We start from the raw sequence: 22,857 nt of genomic DNA on the forward strand, positions 1-22,857 counted from the left end.
CTGATCAGCCTTCCTCCCTGAACAAAGAACGAGGTTAATCCCATGAGTCTTCATGTCGCCCATCCCTACATGGCGAATTCCGTACCCGCACTCAAACAGGAAATGCTCGACTCGATCGGTGTAGACAGCATTGAGCAGTTGTTCCAGCAAATTCCTGCCGAGCATCGTCTCAAGCGGCCCATAAATTTGCCGCCGGCACTCAACGAGACTCAGCTTCGTCGGCACCTGCTGAGCATCCTGTCGAAGAACAAGACCACCGAGCAGTACCTCAATTTTCTCGGCGCCGGCAGCTGGCAACACCATGTGCCCGCCGCCTGCGATGAGGTGGTGCGGCGCAATGAATGGCTGACGTCGGTGTTCGGCGAGCCGAGTTCTGACCACGGGCGCAATCAGGCCTGGTTCGAATTCTGCAGCCAGCTTGGCGAGCTGCTCAATATGGACCTGGTCGGCCTGCCCGTGCGCAGTTGGGGTTGCGCCGCCGGGCATGCGATCCGCATGGCCACGCGCATCAATGGGCGCAATGAGGTTGCGATCGTGCGCGCCATCGATCCGGAGCGACTCTCGGTCATTCGCAATTACTGCGAACCCGTCGAAATGCCCAGCCACATCACCGTACGGCTGATCGATTACGACCCGGCCACCGGCTTGATCGATCTGGAGCATCTGCGCGCGACCGTCGGCGCAAACACCGCTGCGGTCTATTTCGAAACCCCGTCGTACCTGGGTGTCATCGAACATCAGGGCGCTGAAATTGCCGCCATCGCTCACGCGGCGGGCGCCGAAGTGATTGTCGGGGTCGACCCGATTTCCCTTGGCGTGCTCGCGGCGCCCATCGATTTTGGCGCGGACATTGTGGTCGGCACCACGCAGCCACTGGGCGTGCACATGAACTGCGGAGGAGGCGTCAGTGGTTTCATCGCCTCACGGGATGAAGAGCGCTACGCCCATCAATACCCGACGCTGTTCATCAGCATCGCCCCCACCACCAAGCCCGGTGAATACGGATTTGGCCTGAGCCTGTTCGAACAATCGTCCTATGGCTTGCGTGACAAGGGCAACGACTGGACCGGCCACTCGGTGTACATGTGGGCCATCGCCAATGCGGTGTACATGGCCATGATGGGGCCACAAGGCTTTGAAGATGTCGGCGGCGTGATCCTGCAACGGGCGCATTACGCGGCAAAACTGCTCGGGCAGATTCCCGGCGTACGGGTGACCTTCCCGTCGGGTTTCTTCAAGGAATTCGTGGTGAATTTCGACACCACCGGGCACAGCGTGGCAGACATCAACAAGCGTCTGCTCGACCTCGGGATCTTCGGCGGCAAAGACCTTACCCGGGACTTCCCGGAGCTTGGCGCCAGCGCACTTTACTGCGTCACCGAGGTTCACACCCAGGCCGATCTCGAGCGTCTGGCCGCCGCACTCAAAGAGGTAATCGCACAATGAGCACTACACTCAGGGAATACCATGCTCCGGTCTGGAGCGAGCCGGTCATCATGGAAATGGGCTATCCGGGCCGTCGCGGGGTGATTTTTTCCGAGGTCGAGGAAGACGTGAAAACGGCCGTCGGCAGCGTTGAAGCGTTGGTGCCGGTGACGATGCGTCGCGGCCGGAAACCGGCATTACCGGAAATGTCCGAACCCGAGGTGCTCTATCACTACCTGCGTCTGTCGCAGCAGACCTTGGGCATGATGGGCATCAGCCTGTTCGGCACCTGCACGATGAAGTACAACGCGCAGATCAACGAAGCGATGGCCTGGCGTGCCGAAATTACCGAGGTCCACCCTTACCAGGACGAGGACACCCTGCAGGGCGCGCTTGAAATCGTTCATGGCATGGACACGATTCTGCGCGAATTGTCCGGCATGGATCAGTTCATCTTCCAGGCCGGCGGCGGTGCGGATGCGGCGTACACCAGTTGTGCGGTGACCCGCGCTTATCACGCTTCGCGCGGTGAACTGGAACAGCGCAACGAAATTATCACGACCATCCAGACTCACCCGAGCAGCGCAGCAACGGCAGCGGCGGCCGGCTTCAAGGTCATCACGCTGATGATCGAAGAGAACGGCTATCCATCGCTGGAATCGCTGAAGGCGGCCGTGTCCAGTCGCACCGCGGCGTTGATGGTGAACAACCCCGACGACATGGGCGTTTATAACCCCGAGATTCGCGAATGGGTGCGGCTGGTGCACGAGGCGGGCGGTTTGTGCTTTTACGATCACGCCAACTTCAATGGTGCGATGACCAAAATCCGCGCCCGCGAACTCGGCTTTGACGCTTGCATGTTCATGCTGCACAAAACCTTCGGCGCGCCGAAAAGTGGCGTGGGCGGGCCTGCTGTCGGGGCTTATGGCTGCTCCGCCGAGCTGGCGCCTTTTCTGCCGGCACCGGTGGTGGCGTTCGATGGTGAGCGCTACAGTCTTGACCATGACCGGCCGCAGAGCTGCGGCAAGATCCGCGAGTTCTGGGGCAACGTGCCGGTGATCCTTAAAGCCTACGCGTGGTCCCGCGCGATGGGCGCAGAGGGCATGGCCGAAGCCTCGGACATCTCGGTGCTGGCCAACAACTACATGGAAAAAGGCCTGCTGGCCATCCGTGGCGTGACCCGCTCACATCCGGATGCCACCAGCCCACGCCTGGAAATGACCCGCTACAGCCTGCAGCAAATGAAGGAAGAAACCGGCGTGGATGTGCACGACGTGCAGAATCGCATGAGCGATTTCGGTATCGACCCGATGTGGAGCAGCCATCATCCGTGGCTGGTGGAAGAGCCGTTTACCCCGGAGCCTGGCGAGATGTACGGGAAAGAGGCGCTGGACACCTGGATTGCGGTACTCGCGCAGATTTCCGCCGAGGCCTATTCCAATCCGCAGATCGTTAAAACATCCCCGCATAACCAGGCGATTCATCGGCTCAAAAGCGCCAACATGGATGATCCACAACATTGGGCAATGACATGGCGGGCGTTCCAGCGTAAACGTCAGAACACTTGAAAGAACATTAAGCGTGCCTGAACAGAGCTAACAATCAGCCACGGTATTTTGCCGGCCCGGAGTGCTTGGCCGGCAATTTGCCCACAGGGAAAACTCATGTCTATTTTCGAACAGGACCTGGCCCCGTTGCCGGTCAATCACATGGCGCTCTCGCCGCTGAGTTTCATCGAGCGCACGGCCTCGGTCTACGGTGATTACCCAGCCGTCATTCACGGCTCGCTGCGCCGCAACTGGCGGGACACCTACGAGCGTTGTCGGCGCCTGGCCAGCGCCCTCGACAGCCGTGGCATCAAAAAAGGCGACACGGTGGCGGTGATGCTGCCGAACATCCCGGCGATGCTTGAAGCGCACTTCGGCGTGCCGATGATCGGTGCGGTGCTCAATACCCTCAATGTGCGTCTGGATGCGCAGGCGATTGCGTTCATGCTCGAACACGGCGAGGCCAAAGTGCTGATCGCCGATCGTGAATTTCACGACGTGGTTCGCGCAGCACTGGCGCTGCTGGAAAATCCGCCTTGGGTGATCGACGTGGACGATCCGGAGTACGGCGAAGGCAGCGCGCTCAGCGATCTGGACTATGAAGCGTTACTGACCGAGGGCGATCCGCACTTCGCCTGGCAATGGCCCGATGACGAGTGGCAAGCCATCTCGCTCAACTACACCTCGGGCACCACCGGCAATCCGAAGGGCGTGATCTACCATCACCGCGGCGCTTACCTGAATGCGCTCGGCAACCAGATGACCTGGGCGATGGGCAATCATCCGGTGTACTTGTGGACGTTGCCGATGTTCCACTGCAACGGCTGGTGCTACCCGTGGACGGTCACCGCGCTGGCCGGTACACACGTGTTTTTGCGCCGCGTCGAGCCGCTGCACATTCTGGCGTTGATTCGTGAGCACCGGGTCAGCCACCTGTGCGGCGCGCCCATCGTGCTCAACGCGCTGGTCAATCTGCCGCAGACGGTCAAAACGCTGATCGAGCACCCAGTCGATGCCATGGTGGCCGGCGCAGCACCGCCGGCGAAAGTGATTGGCGCGGTGGAGGAAATGGGCATCAAGGTCACTCATGTGTACGGGCTCACCGAGGTCTACGGGCCGGTGACGGTATGCGCATGGCATGGCGAGTGGGATGAAAAGCCGCTCGACGAGCGCGCCAGGATCAAGTCGCGCCAGGGTGTGCGTTATCCGACGCTGGAAGGCTTGATGGTGGCCGATCCGCAAACCCTGCAACCGGTGCCGAGCAACGGGCTCACCATTGGCGAAATTTTCATGCGCGGCAACACGGTGATGAAGGGGTATCTGAAGAACCCGCAAGCGACTCGCGAGGCTTTTGCTGGCGGCTGGTTTCACACAGGCGACCTGGCGGTCAGGCATCCGGACGGCTATGTCGAAATCAAGGACCGCCTCAAAGACATCATCATTTCCGGTGGCGAGAATATTTCCACCATCGAGGTCGAAGATGTTCTCTATCGCCATCCGGCTGTGCTGGAAGCGGCAGTGGTCGCCCGCCCGGACGAGAAATGGGGAGAAACACCGTGTGCCTTCATCACCCTCAAGGTCGACAGCGCCGTCACTTGCGAGGCTGACATCATTCGGTTCTGTCGTGAGCATCTGGCCGGTTTCAAATTGCCCAAAACCGTGGTGTTCCGCGAGTTGCCGAAAACCTCGACAGGCAAGATCCAGAAGTATTTGCTGCGCGATTGGGCCAAGGCGCTATGAGGTTGTGGCGGCCCGTGCCTGGGCATTGTGCGCCGCGTCGGGCGATCCAGTGATGCGCCAGTGCCTTCAGACCGGCGCCTTCAGAAACCGCCGCTCATGATCGGGCTCAGGCAGGAGGCAGGTGTCGTACTTTCCGAAAATCCGATAACGATTCAGCGCGATGCGGTCGTAGCACCAGTCGCGTATTACGCGGGGAAAGCAGCGCAGAAGTTTCAGCGCCGACCAGGCAGCAGGCAGTTGGTCGATGATTTCAAAAAAGGCCTCCGAGCGCACCCAATAGTGCTGATCGCGAATCACCGCCATGGTGTCGAACTCATCCAGCGGCAACCCGGCCCAGGCCAGCAGTGCCTGCCCCTCAGGCGATTGCACTGTCGCCATTCGCACCCGCTGCTGGGGATCATGACGGATCAGCAATCTCGCCCAGGCATTGCACAGCTTGCACACGCCGTCGAACAGGACCACGGTCTCGCCTGGCTTGAGCATTGGCGCGCGGAAGGGGCGGGTGAGGGATGTGGGCATGAACGTTGATCCACAATGAACGGGGTTCCCGGATCATACCCACTAACCCCCTGAACGTCTGTTCAGGATCGCATTGACTCCTAGGCCGCAGGCAGTGCGGCAATCGCCTCGACCTCCACCAGCATGCCGTCCAGCGCCAGCCGCGGGACCGCGATCAGTGTGCCGGTGGGCAGGTGCGATCCCCACGCCCGTTTTGCCTCAGTTGCCCATTCGGCGAGGCGGGATTCGGAGTGATCGACCACCAGTATGGTGAGTTTGTACACGTCGTTGAGCGTAGCGCCGGCCGCCGCGAGGCCGATCTCGACGTTGGCGAGCGTTTGCCGCACTTGCTCCGCGAAGCCTGGCGCGAGGTAGCCCTCGCGGTCCTGCCCGCCCTGGCCGGCGAGGTGCACGATGCGCGCATTGAGGGGGACTTGAGCGACATGCGAATAGGCGTTGTCCGTCGGGTCGTACAGGCCGGCAGGGTTGGACAGGGTTAACGCGGGCGAGGAAATTTGTGAAGGCATGAACGACTCTCCAAGTGATTGAAGTTGCATCGTCAGACCTTAACTTTTGTTTAGGTCAAGCCCGTCTTTGCCGAACGTGTGTTTGCCACTTAATCACGCTCCAGCAGGCCGGCGCCCGGACCTTGCTCACCCCACTTATCCGCAGGATTTCGCAGAGGGCAGTCTTCCAGCGACAGACAACCGCAGCCGATGCAGCCATCCAGCTCATCGCGAAGACGCGTAAGCATGACGATGCGATTGTTGAGGTTGTCTCGCCACTGCGACGAGATATCGCGCCATTGCCCGGCCGACAGTTTACTGTCCGATGGGTACGCATCCAGCGCCTGCTTGATCTCCTTGAGCGGAATTCCGGCGCGCTGCGCGACCTTGATCACGGCGACGTATCTGAGCACGTGCGCCGGAAACTGGCGCTGATTGCCGCTGGTGCGGACGCTGGCGATCAACCCTTTCCTCTCGTAGAAGTGCAGTGTAGAAACAGCCACCCCGGCGCGCCGTGCGACCTCACCGACCGACAGCATTCTCAAGTTGTTCACGGCCATATTCGCTCCAGCCTCTATCCATCAAAGTCGTGTCAGGGCCGGTAGCCTACCAGCCGCGCACCGCAATCCACGATATCGCGCATGTTCTGCACTGAGTACTCACGATTCCAGTTGAACTAAAAACTGACCAGCAAGTCAGGATATGGAACTGCACACATCCCATTCAGAGGAAACCCGACATGCATGATTACACCGTGGAATACCTGTTTAACGGCGAACCGCGCGAGCATACCTTCGAGCTTGAAGACACTGAGCTGCCTGTTCATGAGGCTGCGATGCATCTGCTGCAGCTGCATTTCGGCGACAGCGAAAACAGCCTGATCATGCCCAATGCAGACGCAACGCCGGAAGAGATCGTGGAGCAGGCCGAGTTGGTTGGTTTGACGCAGATTGAGGTTGTCGATCAAGTGATTTGACGATGCGTAACTGACCACGCAACCAATGACTTCTTGTCCAGAGAAACGTAATCTCGCCCATTCGTTTCTCTAGACAAGAAAAACAACAGGAGTCATTGATGCAACCGATCCGTCTCGGTCTGGTGGGTTACGGCAAGATTGCCCAAGATCAACACGTGCCCGCCATCAAGGCCAATCCCGCTTTTGACCTGGTGGCTGTCGCGACGCAAGGGCAGCCCTGCGCTGGCGTGGAAAATTTTCACTCGCTGACCGAGCTGCTTGCAAGCGGTCCGCACGTGGATGCAATTGCGTTCTGTACGCCGCCGCAAGGGCGATTTGCCTTGGTGCAACAAGCGTTGGCGGCGGGCAAGCACGTGCTGGTCGAAAAACCACCGTGCGCCACGCTCGGTGAAGCGATGGCGTTGGTGGATCAGGTCGCGCAGCAGGGTGTCAGCGGGTTGTTCGCCTGGCATTCGCGCTATGCGCCGGGCATCGCTGCCGCCCGTGACTGGCTGGCCGGCCGCACATTGCAGAGCGTGCAGATCGACTGGAAGGAGGACGTGCGCAAGTGGCACCCTGGCCAGGCGTGGATCTGGCAGCCGGGTGGTCTGGGGGTTTTCGACCCGGGCATCAATGCGCTGTCGATTGTTACTCATTTGCTAGCGTTGCCGCTGTTTGTCGAGGCGGCAGAGTTGCGTGTCCCCGACAATTGTCAGTCGCCGATTGCTGCATCGATCAAAATGTCGGATGCGCAGCACCTGGAAGTGCTCGCCGAGTTCGATTTTGATCATGGTCACGACGAGCTTTGGAGCATCGAGATCCGCTGCAGCGAAGGGGTTTTGCGACTGGATAATGGTGGCGCGCTGTTGAGTATTGATGGGGTTCGTCAGGCTGTATCGGAGGAGGGCGAGTACGCGGCGGTGTATCGGCATTTTGAGCAGTTGATTGCCGATGGGGTCAGTGACCTGGATTTGCAGCCGTTGCGGTTGGTGGCGGACAGTTTTTTTGTGGGGAGTCGGGTTTTGGTTGCACCGTTTTTTGATTGATCGCAACCCTGTAGCAGCTGGCGAAGCCTGCGTCCTGCAGTTAATGATCGTTCCCTAGCTCCGCGTGGGAACGTTTCCCGGGACGCTCCGCGTCGCTATCTGCGACGCCGTAAATGACTAACACCCTCGAAACTTGTCACACTTACCCATAAATCAAAAAAAACCCATTGAAAAAAACTCCCATAAGCTTTAAACGGGATGTTCACTGGCACTCTGCTGGCAAATCATAAAATAGCATCGCCAGTCTCTGGCTCCGGGAGCGTTGATGAGTGTTTGTCCATTGACGGACTCAGCGCCGCGATCGAACGATTGCGAGGTTGCTGCATCTCAAGCGAAAGGGAATCTGGGCAGGGTCGGCATGGCTTACGCTGGCAACGAAGAAACGGTTGAACTCCTGCTGGACTCGGCACGAAACTGGGTCCACACCACCGCATGGGTGGTGTATCGCGCCGGTGAACAAATGCATTTGATGGGGCAGGGCGATCCGCGCATGCAGTGGCCGTCCAGCATCACCAATGAAGCGTTTGAAGGTTTTTGCCAGTCCCGCTCATTGCATCGCTGGCCGACTGGCACTGGCGAAACCGTGCTGGGCTGGCTACTCGCCCCCCTCGACGATGCAGCGGAACCGGCGCTCGCCGGGTTTGCCCAGCGCCTGGGCATTCAGGTGCAGACCAACACCCTGGCCCGCGCGCAAATCACCCAGCGTGTGCTTTATGAAATCACCTACCTGGCCAGTTCGACCCGCGATCGCTCTGTGTTTCTGGTCGGCGTTCATCGGCTGCTGGCCAGCCTGATCGATGCCGAGAACTTCTACCTCGCGCTGTACGACCCGCACACCGGCAAGATCGATTATCCGTATTACGTCGACATCATCGACGTTGACGCCGTGGAGTCCGAACATTACGAATACCTTGACCCGACGCATCTGTCGCTGACCGCGCAAGTGCTGACTACCGGCCAGCCTTTGCTGATCGACGCGGCGGGCATCTGCGCGGCACAGGACGAAGGACGTTTTCACTGCGTGGGTGACCGTCCCGAGTTCTGGATGGGCGCGCCGTTGAAGAATGCCTCGGACGATGTGTTCGGCATGCTGGCGATGCAGGTTTACGACGTTTCCCGCACCTACAGCGCCGAAGACCGCGCGCTTTTTCTGGTGGTGGCGCGCCACGTTGCCATGGCGCTCGACCGTATCCTGCACCGTGCCGACCTGGAAGCAACGGTGCTGCGCCGCACCCTCGAGTTGTCGGCACTCAACGACGCCCTGCGCCAGGAAGTCGCCGACCGCCAGCGCGCCGAACATTTGCAGAGCACGCTGTTTCAGATCGCCGAACTGTCCAGTCAGCCAGGCGACATGACCGAACTGTTTCGGACCCTGCATGGCATCGTCGGCGAGTTGTTGTTCGCGCAAAACTTCTACATCGCGCTGTTCGACGAAGCGACCGGGGAGGTGACCTTTCCTTATTACGTCGATGAGCGTCTGACCACTTGCCCGGCCGCGCGGCGTGGCCGTCGAGGCCTGACCGAGTACATCATCCGTCAGCGTCGGCCTTGCCTGATCGATGTTGCCGAGGCTGAGCGGTTGTCTGCACTCGGAGAAATCCAGCTGGCCGACGAGCACGTCCGATCCTATTCATGGCTGGGCATCCCGCTGTTCGAAGACGATGCCGTGCGTGGCGTTCTGGCGGTACAAAGCTATACCTCGCAGGTGCGCTACACGTTGCGTGACCAGGAATTGCTGACGTTCGTGTCGCGTCATATCGACACCGCGTTGTCCCGGCGCACGGCTGCCGAAGCGATTCACGCCGCCAACCTCAAGCTTGAGGCGCGAGTGCAGAGCCGAACCCGTGAACTCGATCACGTCAATGCACGGCTGCAGCACGAAAACTTTCACGATGCGCTGACCGGATTGCCCAATCGCACCTACTTGCAACAACGCCTTGATCTGGCCTGGGCGCAGTTCGGCAGCGACGGCGGGCATCTGGCAGTGATGTTCATCGACCTTGACCGCTTCAAGATGGTTAATGACAGCCTTGGCCATCATTTTGGCGACCTGCTGTTGCGGCAGGCGGCACATCGTTTGCGCGGTTGTCTGCGCGAAACCGACATGCTCGCACGCCTTGGCGGCGACGAGTTTGCCGTGCTCGCACCGGCGGCGCCACTGGAGTCGGTGGTCGAGATTGCCGAGCGGATTCTGGTCGCCTTCGATCTGCCGTTCCTTATCAATGGCCACGAAGTGTTTTCGTCCTGCAGCATCGGTATTGTGGGTGCCGATAGTCAATTCCATGACGAACCAGCCGATTTACTGCGCGACGCCGATGCTGCCATGTATCGGGTCAAGAGTGCCGGGCGCGACAGTTACGCAGTGTTCAATCAGGAAGTGCGCCGCGAGGTGTCCGATCAGGTCGAGCGAGAGGGGGCGTTGCGCAACGCGCTGAAACGCACTGACGAACTGCTGCCGTATTTCCAGCCGATTGTCAGCGTAGACAGCGGTGAATTGCTCGCCCTGGAAGCGTTGATCCGTTGGCATCAACCGGGTGGCCGGGTAATCGCACCGGGTGAGTTTTTGCCGGATGTCGAGGGTTTGCGGCTGATCGGTCGGCTGGATCTGTACATGCTCAACAGCATTGCCGAAATTCTGGCCCTGCCCGAACACGCCGACTGGCCGCCGGTGCACGTCAATTGCTCCAGCTACAGCATGACCCGTGCGGATTTCGCCAGTGACGTGCTGGCCCTGCTGGCCCGGCATGATGTCGCGCCAGCGCGGATCTGCCTGGAGTTGACTGAAGGCGCGCTGGTTGCCGAACCGGCGATGGCCCGGCTGACCATGCAGCAATTGGCTGACAACGGCATGTCGGTGGTGCTCGATGATTTCGGCGCAGGTTTCTCTTCCCTCAGCTATGTGCACCAATACCGCTTCAGCGGCTTGAAAATCGACAAGTCCTTCATCTTCGAACTGACCACCAGCGCCCGCAGCCGCGCAATCGTGCGGGCGATTGTGCGCATGGCCGAATCGCTGGACCTGAGTGTGGTGGCCGAGGGCGTTGAAGACGAAGAGACGCTGATTTTGCTGCGCGAAATGGGCGCCGGGCAGGCTCAGGGTTATTACTTCGCCAAGCCGATGGGGTTGCAGGCGCTCCTGGCGACGTCGTTGCTGACTCGCTGAGCCCAGAGGGTTCTGTGCAGGTACGCAGAAATCATGTCCGCCGTGAAATTGCAGGAGCTGGCTTGCCAGCGATGGCGTGGGTCAGTCGAAAAATCATTCACCAGTTGAATCCGGCTCAAGCTCCATGGACCATAGCCCGCCTGTGCTGTCGCCCTACGCACCACGTCAAAAGGACATACCGTTGAACCAACACACATTGTCATTGCGCCTGGAACGGGTGGCGGCGCATGTGCCTGCCGGTGCGCGGCTGGCCGATATCGGCTCGGATCATGGTTATTTGCCGGTGGCGTTAATGCGCCGGGGCGTCATCGCCGCGGCGGTGGCGGGGGAGGTGGCTTTGACGCCTTTCCACGCGGCCGAACGCACGGTGCGCGACAACGGTCTCACCCAGCAAATCAGCGTTAGGCTGGCCGATGGTCTGGCGGCAATCGAGCCGGGCGACGGGATTACCGCCATCACCGTTTGTGGCATGGGTGGCGAAACCATTCGCGACCTGCTGGAGAGCGGCAAGGCGCGCCTCAGCGGGCGCGAACGCCTGATCCTGCAGCCCAACGGCGGCGAACCACCCTTGCGCCATTGGTTGATGGACAACGGTTACCGCATCCTCTGTGAGGAACTGTTGCGGGAAAATCGTTTCGATTACGAGATCATCGTCGCTGAATACCTCGGGACCGTGGATTACAGCCCTGAGCAGTTGTACTTCGGACCCTTGCAGATGCAGGCACGCAGCGCAGTGTTCCTCGACAAGTGGCAACGCCGATTGCGCGAGAAACAGAAAACCCTGATCCATTTGGGCCGCGCGCGGCAGGCGATACCCGAAGAGAAGGTGCAGGAACTCTCTCAGGAAGTCCGGTGGATCAGTGAGCTGCTGGGCACCATCGACCATTCAGTCCTGCACGGGCATTGCTAGAGCCACGTGTTCACCACACGCCGATCAAGTTCCTCCCAATCAGCCATGCCCAACACTCGCATGGTATTCAAACCACGCAGATAGCCACGCAACTGATTGGCGGTTGCTCGAGCCAGCTCAGGGTCAGGGCTGTGTTCGCTCAGCAACACGTCTTCGTATTGAGTCAGGTACTCGGCAACCCGCTCGCGAAATTCGGGCAGGACAGCGTCGCGGATCAGGTCAAACGTTCTCAAGGAGGGATCCTCGTTTGTCTTTTGTGATGGAGTGCGCAGTCGCCGGTGCGCAGCGCAACTATCGTTAGAGATAATAGTGACCATTACCAAACACAAGTTCTGCTTTGTCGGTAATAACCGGAAAATCACCTCCATCGAACAGGCGACTCAAGCTTTGAGTCGAAACCTTCTTTGCAGGATGAAACCAATGCGTTTGTTATGTGTGCCTGTATTGGCAGTTGTGACGCTGATTGCCGGCTGTGCTTCTGCGCCGAATGACCCGACCCTGACTCTGCAGACTCACAAGACACCCGCTCAATACGCCGAATGCGTAGTGCCCAAGCTGCAGGACCGTGCGTTGAACCCGACCGTGTCGCAATCCCAGCGTAGCTATCGAATTGTAGTGCCGAGCAAAATCTCGGCGGACAATGTGCTGGAAGCCTACAAGTCTGGAAGCGGCGGCCATGTGTTTATTTACGAGCGGCATCTGCTGGCCTCGAATTTTCTTCCTTCCAGTTTTCAACGTGCCGCCGAGGAATGCATCTGACCGGCCATTGATCATTTGACCGAGCTCCTTTGGTTGGCCGCAACCAGCCAAATTTCACCCCGCCCCTGATTGGGTTGCGGGGTTTTTTTTACCTGTCGGCTTTGAGGCCGAAAGACGCGGATTTGCGTTTGGACACTTCCCTGCAGGCCGATTGAGATCTGAGCACCTGGACGCTGCGCATTTAAGTAGGGATGGAACCGGTCGTCACCGTCACCGACTCAGAGCATGAATTCGCTCACTGACCCACTCCCGACTGTGCGCGAGCACCTTGTCGGCCGCCGCCGTCGGAAAGTGGATAAACCCGTGCGGGCACGCCGGTAGTAGATGCACATCCACCTGCGCAGACGACTTCCAGCGTTCGGCGAGGTCGAGTGTGTCGTCGCGCAACGGGTCAAGTTCGCCTGCATACAGCAGCGCTGGAGGCAGGCCGTCGAAGTCGCCATACAGCGGCGACAGCGGCGGTTGCCGACGTTGCTCGTCGCTCGAATCCGGGGTAAGCATGCGCAAGGCCTCGACCATGCCGGGGCCGTCCAGTACGAGGGTGTCGGCACCTGCGGCACGCACGCTGGGTGATCCGGTCAGGTCGTAGACGCCGTAATAGAGCACCGCGCCCTTCACCCGCTGAAGCAAGTCCGGCCACGCCCTGAGCGTCAGCAGGGTGGCAGCGGCCAGATGCCCGCCAGCGGATTCACCGACGACGATCACCGGCAGGCCGGCAAATTCTTCGCAGCCGTCACTTAAAAGCCATCGGGCGGCGACCAGGCAATCGCTCATCAGGCCCTCGATCGGCGTGGTCACTGCCAGCCGATAATCCACCGATACCGTTGCCACATTGCACGCGTTGACCATGCCCGCGTTGAAGGCATCATTCATCTGTGCGTTGCCGATCACCCATCCGCCCCCGTGGAAGTCCAGCACGACGCCTTCGGGCGGTCCTTTCGGCCTTATGATGCGCAAACGAACAGCCACCCCATCAATGTCGACCAGCCGTGTTTCAGCTTCAAGGCCCACCCGGGCCAATTTGCCTGCGCCGCCGATCTGGCCCAGGCGCAACAGCCCTTGAATGAACCGGGGAGTGAAGCGGTTGCGGATGCGGAACCGCGGCAACCAGGCGAGCGTTTTGTTGAATCGTCGCACCTGCGCTAACTCATGCGCATCAAATGTCACTGAGGTTTTGCTATCCAATTCGGCACGCTCTGGTTGGGCTGAGGGGCACTCAGGCGCGTCGCGATCTGTCTCGCGCTCATGCGCCGGCCCCGACGCCAACCTATCACCGAGACGCCCGGAGAACCCACCCTATTGGAAAGTATTATGCCTGTTTGACGGGTGTTGGGGTTCAAAGCGTCTGCTACCGGCACGCTGTCTTCGCGGGCGAGTCTCGCCGTACAGCGTCGGCCTTCACTGAATGCTCGACGCCAGCTCAAAGATCGGGATGTACATCAAAATCACGATCACCCCAATCAACAAACCGATAAACGTCATCAGCAACGGCTCGAACAGGCGCACAAACCATTCGATCCAGCGGCTGATTTCTTCGTCGTAGAAGTCGGCGCTGCGTTCCATCATTTGCCCAAGGTTGCCCGACTGTTCGCCGGCGCGCAGCAGGCGCAGGGAGACGGGGGTGACGAGGTGGTTGAGTTCGAGGGCGGCCGACAGGGATTGTCCTTCGCGCACACGTTCACAAGCCTGATCGAGGCGCACGCGCGAGCCGACGGTGAGCAGATTGCGGACCATACCCATGGCGGTGACGAGCGGGATACCGCCTTGCAGCAGGATCCCCAGTGAGCGGTAGAAGCGGGCGAGCTCGTACATGAAAATGCGTTGGTGCACCGCCGGGAGTTTTTCGATGAGACGGTCGACGCCACGGCGGAAGGCCGGTTGGCGCTGGAGGAAGGCGAGGCCGACGATGATCGTCACCAGTGTGGCGAAAAATTCACCCTGATGCGCATGCAGGAACATGCCGCAACTCATCAGGATCTGTGACAACCACGGCAGGTTCGAACCCAGCCCTTCAAACACCAGACTGAAACGCGGCACCACGTAACCCATCAAGAACAGCACCACACCACCGCCAACCACGAGTAACAGCAACGGATAAATCGAGGCGCTGACGATGCGCTGCCGTACCTCGTCCATGCGCTGGCGGTAACTGACGTAACGGCCCAGCGCGTCGCCGATAGCGCCGGTTTTTTCGCTGGATTGCACCAGTGCGACGTACAGCGGCGGGAACACCGCGGACAACTGCCCAAGCGCTTGGGAGAATGACTTGCCTTCATAAAGCAGTCGTACCAATTCGCTCAGCGTCTTGCGCGCCTGAGGCGCGCTTTCCTTTTCCGCCAGGCTCTCCAACGCGTCAATCAGTGGCAGGCCGGCGTTGAGCAACGTAGTCAGTTCCTGGCTGAACAGCACGAGGTTGAAGGTTTCCTTCTTGCGCAACCGCAGCGCCCGCCAGTGCCGCTCGACGTGCAGGCTGACCACGCGCAAACCCTGATCCTCGACGATGCGCCGGGCCTCACTGTGCCCGGGTGCATCGACCGTCAGCGAAACCACGCCGGCTTTGCCCACGGCTTTGAGATGAAAGCGCATGCTCGACACTCCCGTTATTGCCAGCTGGTCACTTCAGCGTTCTCGCCTTCACCGCCGGGCTGGCCGTCCTTGCCCATCGACAACAGGTCGTACTCGCCGTTTTCGCCGGGGTGGCGGTAGGCGTAGTCACGACCCCAAGGATCTTGCGGGAGTTTTTTCTGCAAGTACGGGCCCGTCCAGCGGGTTTCATCGCTGGGGGCGGTGACCAGCGCCTGCAAACCCTGTTCGGTCGAGGGGTAATGGCCGACTTCCAGGCGATACAGATCCAGCGCTTTGCTCAAGCCTTCGATTTGCGCCTTGGCCACCTTCACTTCCGAGCGGCCGAGTTGAGCGAAATACTTCGGCGCGACGATGCCGGCCAACAGCCCCAGCACCACCAGCACCACCAACAGTTCGAGCAAGGTAAACCCGCGTTGCCGACGCGCAGCACAACTCAGACGCTGATTCATGATGACCTCACACAGTTAGGCAGAAGGGTCGCTGAGAGGGCCTATGCAATTGCCATGCTCAGGTTTCGACATCTTCCTCAAGCCCCTGAGTTACGGGCTTTGCGGATGCGGCACAGTGCTTGCGTATGGCTGATCCACGACCGTCCATTGGGGCATAAGCCCCATTTTTCGGGGGCGGTCAGGGGAGGCACAACAATGAAAACACTCACCACCGGACTGCTTGGTTGTCTGCTGCTGACCGGCATCGCTCAGGCCGATGTGTTCGTTTCCGTGGACGCCAAGGGCAGCTACGTGCTGTCCAATGTCCACCGTCCCGGCCGCACCTATGAACGGGTGATCCGCGAGCCCGAATCAGCGCTGGTCGGGCTCGATCGGCAACCGCAGATGATTGCCGCGCAGCCCTATGCCGAACTGGTGTCAGCGGCCGCCACGGCCAATCAATTACCTGCCGCGTTATTGCACGCGGTGATCCAGACCGAGTCCAGTTACGACACTGGCGCGACCTCACCCAAAGGCGCCGGCGGCTTGATGCAATTGATGCCCGACACCGCCCGCGAGCTGGGGGTCAAAGATGTCTACGACCCCAAGGCGAACATACAGGGTGGGGCGCGTTATCTGAAGCGCCTGATGACCCTGTTCGACAACGATATCAGCCTCGCCGTGGCCGCCTACAACGCCGGGCCGCAAGCGGTGCTGAGCCGCGGCGGCGTCATCCCGCCGTTCGCCGAAACACAGCGTTATGTGCCGAATGTGCTGCGCCAATACCGGCGTTTGCAAGGCCTGGCGGTGGATGCGCCGCTGTGATCGGGGGGTGCCCCGAATGTGGGGAACGCACGCCTGCATTCCCGCCCGGCGCTTGGCTCAATGCAAATGTTGCACGCGGCCCGAGCCGGACGCAGCCTCGCAAGCTCGACAACTGCTACGGGAATGGACGCAGCCTCGCAAGCTCGACAGCTGCTACGGAGGTGGGCGCAGCCTCGCAAGCTCGACAGCTGCTACGGAGGTGGGCGCAGCCTCGCAAGCTCGACAGCTGCTACGGAGATGGGCGAGCTGCTACGGGAATGGACGCAGCCTCGCAAGCTCGACAGCTGCTACGGGGATGGGGGCAGCGTTCACCAGCGTTACAGAGCACGTTGGACAGGATGCGCCCGGAATGGGGGGATTGGGTGGGGAATATTCCCCGGGTCATCAAAATCGGTTCGCAACTTGCTGAGTAACCACACTTTTTTTTATGGCATGCCGATTGCTCCAGCGACATTGTCGTGAACCATTCCCATGAGCACCCACTGCGAGGTCCGTCATCATGACCGGCAAATCCAACGCTCAGTCTTTGTTCCACCTGCTGCTGTTGGTGACCTCGATGCTCGGCATCAGTCAGGCCGAAGCAGCCCTGCGCTGTGAGCGCAACCTGGTCGCCAACGTCGTGGCGCTGGACCAGCCACTGATGTTCAACCGCTTGGGGGCGCAGAACGCCAACGGCATGATGTTTGCCCTGCGCCGCGACGTGGTCGACGACCACGACAAGTCGCTGGCCCAGGGCGGCGCGGCGGTGCCGGGTAAAGTGTCATTGCGGCCGGACAAGCGTCCGCGCCCGCTGGTGTTACGGGTTGCTGCTGGTGACTGTCTGACGGTCAATCTGCAAAACCTGCTGGCCTATCAGGCCAATCCCAACTCATCGGACGAGGGGGGTGAGGAAGAAGAGGAAGGAGAAATCGAAGGTGAAGTGGAAGTCGGCGCGGTTGACGAGTTCAAGGTCGATGAGCAGGTCCGGGACCGCCATGTCGGCTTCCAGGTCAACGGCATGCAAGCGGTCAACAGCATTGACGATATCGCGTCATTCACCGGACGCAACGCCAATACCCTGATCGCCCCCGGTGCCAGCCGCTCGTACACCTTGTACGCCGAGCGCGAAGGCGCGTTCGCCGCCAGCAGCCGTGGCGCAACCTTCGGCGGCGAAGGTGATGCCGGGAACGTGGCCAATGGATTGTTCGCCGAAGTGGTGGTCGTGCCCAAAGGCGGCCGCACCTATCGCAACACCGTCACGGAAGAGGAAATGCGCCTGGCCAGCAGTGGCCGCACACCTGCGGGTCATCCGATCGTCGATTATCAGGCGCGCTATCCTCAGCGCGAACCGTGGGTTCGTGAGGGCAAGGCCGGCACACCAATCATCAATATGGTCGACGGCAATGAAATCATCTCCAGCGAGAGCGATGCGATCGTGATGGGCAGCAACGCCGACGGCAGTTTCCCGGCGTCGACCTATCCGCTGGAATCGGTCGGCAAGCGCAACCCTGCGTTACCTAATCGGCTGGAACCGTTCCGCGATTTCGCTTCGCAGTTCCAGGATGAAACTGCCGCGACCCAGGCGTTCCCCGCGTATTGGGCAGACCCGGTCATGGCCCACGTGCTGGAGCCGACCCGCGACTCGTTCATGATCAACTATGGGTCCGGTGGCATGGGCGCCGAGGTGATCGCGAACCGCTTGGGCGTCGGGCCGATGCACGACTGCCTGTCGTGTGCCTACGAGGAATTCTTCCTCAGCTCCCACACCGTCGGTGACGTGGCAATGCTGGTGGATGTACCGGCCAACAGCGGCCTGGAGAACATTCGCCCGGGCGAAACGCCGAGTGCCGACCAGATTGGCGTCAAGGCAACCATGGCGCTTTACCCGTCCGAGCCCTCCAACGTCAACCACAGTTACATTGGGGATTTCGTCAAATTCCGCAACACCCACAACGGCCACGAACAACATATCTTCCACCTGCATGGTCACCAGTGGTTGTTCAACCCCAATGACGACAACTCGGACTATGTCGACGCACAAGGCATCGGGCCGGGTGCCGGCTACACCTATGAAATCGCCAACGGTGGGTCAGGCAATCGCAACCGGGTGGCGGGTGATGCAATCTATCACTGCCATTTCTACCCGCATTTTGCCCAAGGCATGTGGTCCATGTGGCGCGTTCACGACGTGTTTGAGGAAGGGACAAAACTGGAAGTGTCGCAACAAGGCAGCGATGGTTTCCACAGCGAGCCGTTCGCCCTGCGCAGCGGCAAACCGGCTGCTGGCGCCCGGGCCTTGCCGGACGGCGAAATCGTCGCGGGCACGCCCATTCCTGCCGTCGTGCCTCTGCCGGGCAAAGCGATGGCACCCATGCCTGGCAAAGTCGCCATCGTGCCGAAAATTGGCGAGACCCTGGTGGCCGGTGATGACGGCGACGACGATGACGGTGAGGACGGCGAACATCAGGCTGGCGTTGCGCAGGCCATCGGGTCTCTGGCGCTGGTGGATCGCAGCGAAGCCAACCGTAGTGCCGATGGCACCCTGAAAAACCCTGGCTATCCATTCTGGATTGGCGGCATGGAAAGTTCGGTCGGCCAGCGCCCACCAACGCCGCCTCTGGACATGCTCGATGCCGCTACCGCGCAGGCCTTGAAGGCCAGCGGTAAAGCGCTGTGGGCCAACCTTGACCCGGCGCAGTCCGGTGGTTGGGATGGCGGCCTGGGGCGTCATACCCTGGACGGTTATTCCGCCGGTGGCGAGGCTCTCACCGTCACCACGTCGCTGGATTTCTCCAAGGAAGTGACCCGCGCCAAACCCATTTACATGCCTGAGGAAGGCACTGAGGTCGAACAGGCGGCCATGGCGTTCCATGCCAAAAAAGACCATCCGAGCTTTGCGGTATTGCCCGGCAATCAAATCGTGGCGCGCAACTTCCGCACCAACGGCGCACTGCCGATGGCCGGTGCTCCGTACTACGAACCGTGCATGGATGACCGTCAAAAACGCCTGACCAGCAGCGCCGGCACCGGTGAGTTTGCCAGTGGCGAGCGCGCCGACGGCATGTCGTTCGTGGGCAGCTCGACGTTCACTGCGGATCGTCCACGGGTCTACAAGGCGGCCAATATCCAGTTTGACGCCGTGTACAACAAAGTCGGTTACCACTTCCCGCAAGCGCGCATTCTCGCCCTGTGGGAAGACGCCTGGCCGGTGATCACCAAGCAGCGTCCGCCAGAGCCGCTGGTGATGCGCATGAACACCTTCGACTGCGTGCAATACCAGCAAACCAACCTGGTGCCCGCCATCTATGAGATGGATGACTATCAGGTGCGCACACCGACTGATGTGATCGGTCAGCACATTCACTTGCCGAAATGGGACCTGACCGCTGCCGATGGCTCGGCCAACGGCTGGAACTATGAAGACGGCGTGCTTTCACCCGGCGCAGTGCAGGAACGCATCCACGCCATTCGCGAGTTCAACCAGTGCCAAGGCGCCGACCCGCGTGACGGCACTCCAGCCTGTCCGAAAGCGAAAAACCATCCGTACTTCGGTCAGTTCGGCCGCGCCGACTGGGTAGGGGCGCGGACGGCCATGCAACGTTGGTTCGTCGATCCGGTGATAAACATCAAAGGCGTCGACCGTGGCCTGGGCACCATCTTCACCCACGACCACCTCGGCCCATCGACGCACCAGCAGATTGGCCTGTACGCCACCGTATTGGCTGAACCCGCCGGTTCCAGCTGGTTCCACGCCGAAACCGGCGAGCAGTTGTACAGCGGTGGGCGGCAGGATGGCGGGCCGACGTCATGGCAAGCAGTCATCACTACCGGTGATTTGGACGGTGACGGCAAGAACGACAGCTTCCGTGAGTTCTTCCTCGAATACAGCGATTTCCAGCACGCCTATGAAGCCGGTGTGTACGTCGGCGCCGGGCCGAATGGTGTGCCCAATCCGCAAGCATTCCCGGCCACTGCGGATACCTTCCGCTACGCCATCAACCCACCGGTGCGCAATAACGCGAGCACTCTGTTGGACGGCATCATTGAAGTGCAGGGCGGTATGGTGCCGGGTTGCCCGACCCGACCATGCCCACAAGCGATTTCGGTCGATGACCCTGGCATGTTCGTCGTCAACTACCGCAACGAACCGCTGGCACTGCGGGTGTACGACCCGAACAAGGTGGGCCCGGATGGCAAGCGCGGCATGCAGGCCGACGGCCTCGGCGGCGACCTCGCGTACGCCATGCAAAGCCGTACCGACCGTGCGATCCCGGCGATGAACCTGGCACCTAACCTGGTCACTGCAGCGACCGGGCCGACCGGCGGCACGACCCTGTTCCCGCCTCACATCAACCGTGGTGGCGCGGAACCGGGAGATCCGTTCACTCCGATGTTGCGTACCTATACCGGTGACAATGTGCGCCTGAGGGTGCATGCGGGCGGGCACGAAGAAGAGCACAACGTGACCCTGCATGGCGTGAAATGGCTGCAAAGCGGTTCGGGGTTCGGCAACAGTTCCAACTCTGGCTGGCGGGCCTCGCAAATGGTCGGCATCTCTGAACAGATGGGCTTCAACGCGCCCGTTTCGATGCTCTCCAGCTCGGCCGCGACCACCGGGGACTACCTATACTCCATGGACGCTTCCATCGAAGGTTACTGGAACGGTATCTGGGGCGTGATGCGCAACTACACGGCCCAACGCAACGACCTTTTCCCGGTGCCGAACAATCCGAAACCAACGGGGATGCGCAACACAGTGGCGTTCGATGGTTCCTGCCCGCGAATCAGCGCCAATCCCAACGGCATTGGCACCCGTCCGACCGTGCAACGTAACTATGAAGTGGTTGCGGCGCTGGCCAACGACATCCTGCGCAACCCGTTGAACCTGACCATCGGCGATCCCGCCGGGCTTGGGCAACATGTGGGTGGACCGTTGAATCCGGCGGGCGGCACCCTGGTGTTCAACTCGCGACCGGTGAACATCCCACAGGTCACCGTGACCGATCCTGAAGATGGCGAAACCATCACCATCGGCGGGCAGAGCGGCCCACTGCATGACCCGACCGCGATCCTGTACGTGCGTAAATCGGACCTCGATCCGGCCACCGGCAAACTGAAACCGGGCGTTCCGGTAGAGCCGCTGGTCCTGCGCGCGGCAGCCGGCGACTGCATCAACGTCACGCTGGAGAACCGTCTGCCGCTGATCATGCCCGACCTGACCCAGACAGCAGTGATGCAAGGCCTGGTCAAGCGTGATCGCAACAGTGGACAGGGTTCTACCATCTTCAGCAACAACCTGCTGCGGCCATCCAGCCATGTCGGCCTGCACGCGCAACTGCTGGCGTATGACATCACCAAATCCGACGGCGTCAACGTCGGCGCCAACCCGACCCAGACCGTGCCGCCACGTGCCGGCAGCAGCGGTGCGTACCCGACCCGTACTTACCAGTACTACGCCGGGCACCTGGAGCGCGAAGGCAAACCGGTGACCCAGCTGGGGCGCAGTGTCGACAACATCAATGCCACGGCGGTGGAGTTCGGCGGACTCAATATCACCCCGGCGGATGTCATTAAACAACCGCAGAAAGGCCTGGGTGGCGCGATGAGCATTCTGCCGAGTGGCGCGACATGGGTGGAAGATGCGCGCAAGACCAACGCCACCGTCACGGCTCCAGGACAGACCTCTTACCGCGACTTTGCGATGGTCTGGCAGAAAGCGTTGAACATTCGCTGGGCCAATGGGCGGCCGGTGGAAGGCATTGCTGCGGAGGGCTTCGGTGTTCCGACCGATCCACAGGACAACTCGAGCATGGCCATCAACTACAAGGCCGAACCCATGTGGTTCCGCTTTGGCCTGGCGCCGGATGCGCCGTTCGGCCGAGCCGATGGCGCCGGTTACGGTGACATGCCCAACGCGCATATGGCTTACAGCAATGCGCTGATCGGCGGCGATCCGCAGACTCCGGTGCTGTATGTGAAACCGGGGCAACCGTTCCGCACGCACATCCTGTTGCCAACCGGTGGCAGCCGCGGCTCGACCTTCCAGCTCGATGGTCACGTTTGGTCGGTCAACCCGTTCCAGTCGGAGAAGAGCGATACCGGTGGCTACCCGATGAGTACGCCAGGCGTGGGTTCGGTGCGCTTTGGGTATAACCCGATGTCGATGTACATCGGCGCGCGGGAAAGCATTCTACCGGCGGCGCACTTCAGCTTCATTCACCCCAGCGCCGGGGGCAGCAATGCGATACCGGGCGACTACCTGTTCCGTGATTACGGGGCCTATGGCAACACCGCCGGGTTGTGGGGCTTGCTGCGGGTGACCAATGAACCGGAGCCGGCCCCGGCTCCGTAGAAAGGAAGCTTGAGTGTGTGGCGGGAGACGCCGCACACCTTGTGGGAGCGAGCCTGCTCGCGAAAGCGTAATTCGCCTCACTGCAAACCGAGGTGATTTCTTCGCGAGCAGGCTCGCTCCCACAGAGGCGCGCCATGG

17 protein-coding genes are annotated in these 22,857 nt (G+C 60.7%); 10 read left to right on the forward strand and 7 right to left on the reverse strand.

The annotated features are described in order from the left end of the window. Positions 1–42 precede the first annotated feature (42 nt). From gcvPA to F8N12_RS01985, 3 genes are all read left to right on the forward strand, one after another. Positions 43–1,446 (forward strand): aminomethyl-transferring glycine dehydrogenase subunit GcvPA, encoded by a 1,404-nt coding sequence (gcvPA, locus tag F8N12_RS01975; RefSeq protein WP_150578920.1) that lies wholly within the window; start codon positions 43–45, stop codon positions 1,444–1,446. Next, a complete protein-coding gene (gene gcvPB / locus F8N12_RS01980; protein ID WP_150578921.1) occupies positions 1,443–2,993 on the forward strand; it encodes an aminomethyl-transferring glycine dehydrogenase subunit GcvPB in 1,551 nt (516 codons plus the stop codon). The genes gcvPA and gcvPB overlap by 4 nt, the downstream gene beginning before the upstream one ends. A gap of 96 nt (positions 2,994–3,089) precedes the next feature. Continuing rightward, complete coding sequence (locus F8N12_RS01985) at positions 3,090–4,712, forward strand: acyl-CoA synthetase (RefSeq protein ID WP_150578922.1); 1,623 nt, start codon at positions 3,090–3,092, stop codon at positions 4,710–4,712. Positions 4,713–4,778: 66 nt separating this feature from the next. On the opposite strand, the gene F8N12_RS01990 is transcribed toward F8N12_RS01985, so the two are convergent. The 3 genes from F8N12_RS01990 to soxR all read right to left on the reverse strand — a co-directional run bounded on the left by F8N12_RS01990 (position 4,779) and on the right by soxR (position 6,276). After that, a complete protein-coding gene (locus tag F8N12_RS01990; RefSeq protein WP_150578923.1) occupies positions 4,779–5,231 on the reverse strand; it encodes a thiol-disulfide oxidoreductase DCC family protein in 453 nt (150 codons plus the stop codon). 80 nt (positions 5,232–5,311) lie between these two features. Further along, positions 5,312–5,737 (reverse strand): RidA family protein, encoded by a 426-nt coding sequence (locus F8N12_RS01995; protein ID WP_150578924.1) that lies wholly within the window; start codon positions 5,735–5,737, stop codon positions 5,312–5,314. Positions 5,738–5,826: 89 nt separating this feature from the next. Continuing rightward, on the reverse strand, positions 5,827–6,276 hold the full coding sequence (soxR, locus tag F8N12_RS02000; RefSeq protein WP_150578925.1) for a redox-sensitive transcriptional activator SoxR: 450 nt from the start codon (positions 6,274–6,276) through the stop codon (positions 5,827–5,829). A 179-nt stretch (positions 6,277–6,455) separates the two neighbouring features. Between soxR and F8N12_RS02005 the strand changes: the two genes are divergently transcribed. The 4 genes from F8N12_RS02005 to F8N12_RS02020 all read left to right on the forward strand — a co-directional run bounded on the left by F8N12_RS02005 (position 6,456) and on the right by F8N12_RS02020 (position 11,790). Continuing rightward, positions 6,456–6,692, forward strand: a complete 237-nt coding sequence (locus F8N12_RS02005; protein WP_150578926.1) for a hypothetical protein — start codon at positions 6,456–6,458, stop codon at positions 6,690–6,692. A gap of 98 nt (positions 6,693–6,790) precedes the next feature. After that, positions 6,791–7,717: a Gfo/Idh/MocA family protein gene (locus F8N12_RS02010; protein WP_150578927.1), complete on the forward strand. Its 927-nt coding sequence runs from the start codon at positions 6,791–6,793 to the stop codon at positions 7,715–7,717. Between the two features lie 265 nt (positions 7,718–7,982). After that, the gene (locus tag F8N12_RS02015) at positions 7,983–10,880 is read left to right on the forward strand and encodes an EAL domain-containing protein (RefSeq protein ID WP_150578928.1); all 2,898 of its coding nucleotides are present in this window, start codon (positions 7,983–7,985) and stop codon (positions 10,878–10,880) included. 181 nt (positions 10,881–11,061) lie between these two features. Further along, positions 11,062–11,790 (forward strand): tRNA (adenine(22)-N(1))-methyltransferase, encoded by a 729-nt coding sequence (locus tag F8N12_RS02020; RefSeq protein ID WP_318189645.1) that lies wholly within the window; start codon positions 11,062–11,064, stop codon positions 11,788–11,790. Here the strand turns inward: F8N12_RS02020 and F8N12_RS02025 are convergent. After that, positions 11,787–12,023, reverse strand: coding sequence for a hypothetical protein (locus tag F8N12_RS02025; RefSeq protein ID WP_150578930.1), 237 nt, complete (start codon positions 12,021–12,023; stop codon positions 11,787–11,789). The two genes, F8N12_RS02020 and F8N12_RS02025, sit on opposite strands and share 4 nt — an antisense overlap. A gap of 187 nt (positions 12,024–12,210) precedes the next feature. Between F8N12_RS02025 and F8N12_RS02030 the strand changes: the two genes are divergently transcribed. Next, positions 12,211–12,549 (forward strand): hypothetical protein, encoded by a 339-nt coding sequence (locus tag F8N12_RS02030; RefSeq protein WP_150579033.1) that lies wholly within the window; start codon positions 12,211–12,213, stop codon positions 12,547–12,549. A gap of 210 nt (positions 12,550–12,759) precedes the next feature. Here F8N12_RS02030 and F8N12_RS02035 read toward each other — a convergent pair whose 3' ends face one another. The 3 genes from F8N12_RS02035 to gspG all read right to left on the reverse strand — a co-directional run bounded on the left by F8N12_RS02035 (position 12,760) and on the right by gspG (position 15,584). Further along, on the reverse strand, positions 12,760–13,734 hold the full coding sequence (locus F8N12_RS02035; RefSeq protein ID WP_224787659.1) for an alpha/beta hydrolase: 975 nt from the start codon (positions 13,732–13,734) through the stop codon (positions 12,760–12,762). A gap of 213 nt (positions 13,735–13,947) precedes the next feature. Then, complete coding sequence (locus F8N12_RS02040; RefSeq protein ID WP_150578932.1) at positions 13,948–15,135, reverse strand: type II secretion system F family protein; 1,188 nt, start codon at positions 15,133–15,135, stop codon at positions 13,948–13,950. A 14-nt stretch (positions 15,136–15,149) separates the two neighbouring features. Continuing rightward, entirely contained in the window at positions 15,150–15,584 is a 435-nt protein-coding gene (gene gspG, locus F8N12_RS02045; protein WP_150578933.1) for a type II secretion system major pseudopilin GspG, read from the reverse strand. A gap of 195 nt (positions 15,585–15,779) precedes the next feature. Here gspG and F8N12_RS02050 point away from each other — a divergent pair, with 195 nt between their 5' ends. Together F8N12_RS02050 and mnxG are read left to right on the forward strand one after the other, a co-directional pair. Continuing rightward, the gene (locus F8N12_RS02050; RefSeq protein WP_150578934.1) at positions 15,780–16,388 is read left to right on the forward strand and encodes a lytic transglycosylase domain-containing protein; all 609 of its coding nucleotides are present in this window, start codon (positions 15,780–15,782) and stop codon (positions 16,386–16,388) included. Between the two features lie 499 nt (positions 16,389–16,887). After that, on the forward strand, positions 16,888–22,719 hold the full coding sequence (gene mnxG / locus F8N12_RS02055) for a manganese-oxidizing multicopper oxidase MnxG (RefSeq protein ID WP_150578935.1): 5,832 nt from the start codon (positions 16,888–16,890) through the stop codon (positions 22,717–22,719). Positions 22,720–22,857: the final 138 nt, after the last annotated feature.

The sequence above is a fragment of the Pseudomonas fluorescens genome (assembly GCF_902497625.1).
Lineage (GTDB): Bacteria > Pseudomonadota > Gammaproteobacteria > Pseudomonadales > Pseudomonadaceae > Aquipseudomonas > Aquipseudomonas fluorescens_BQ.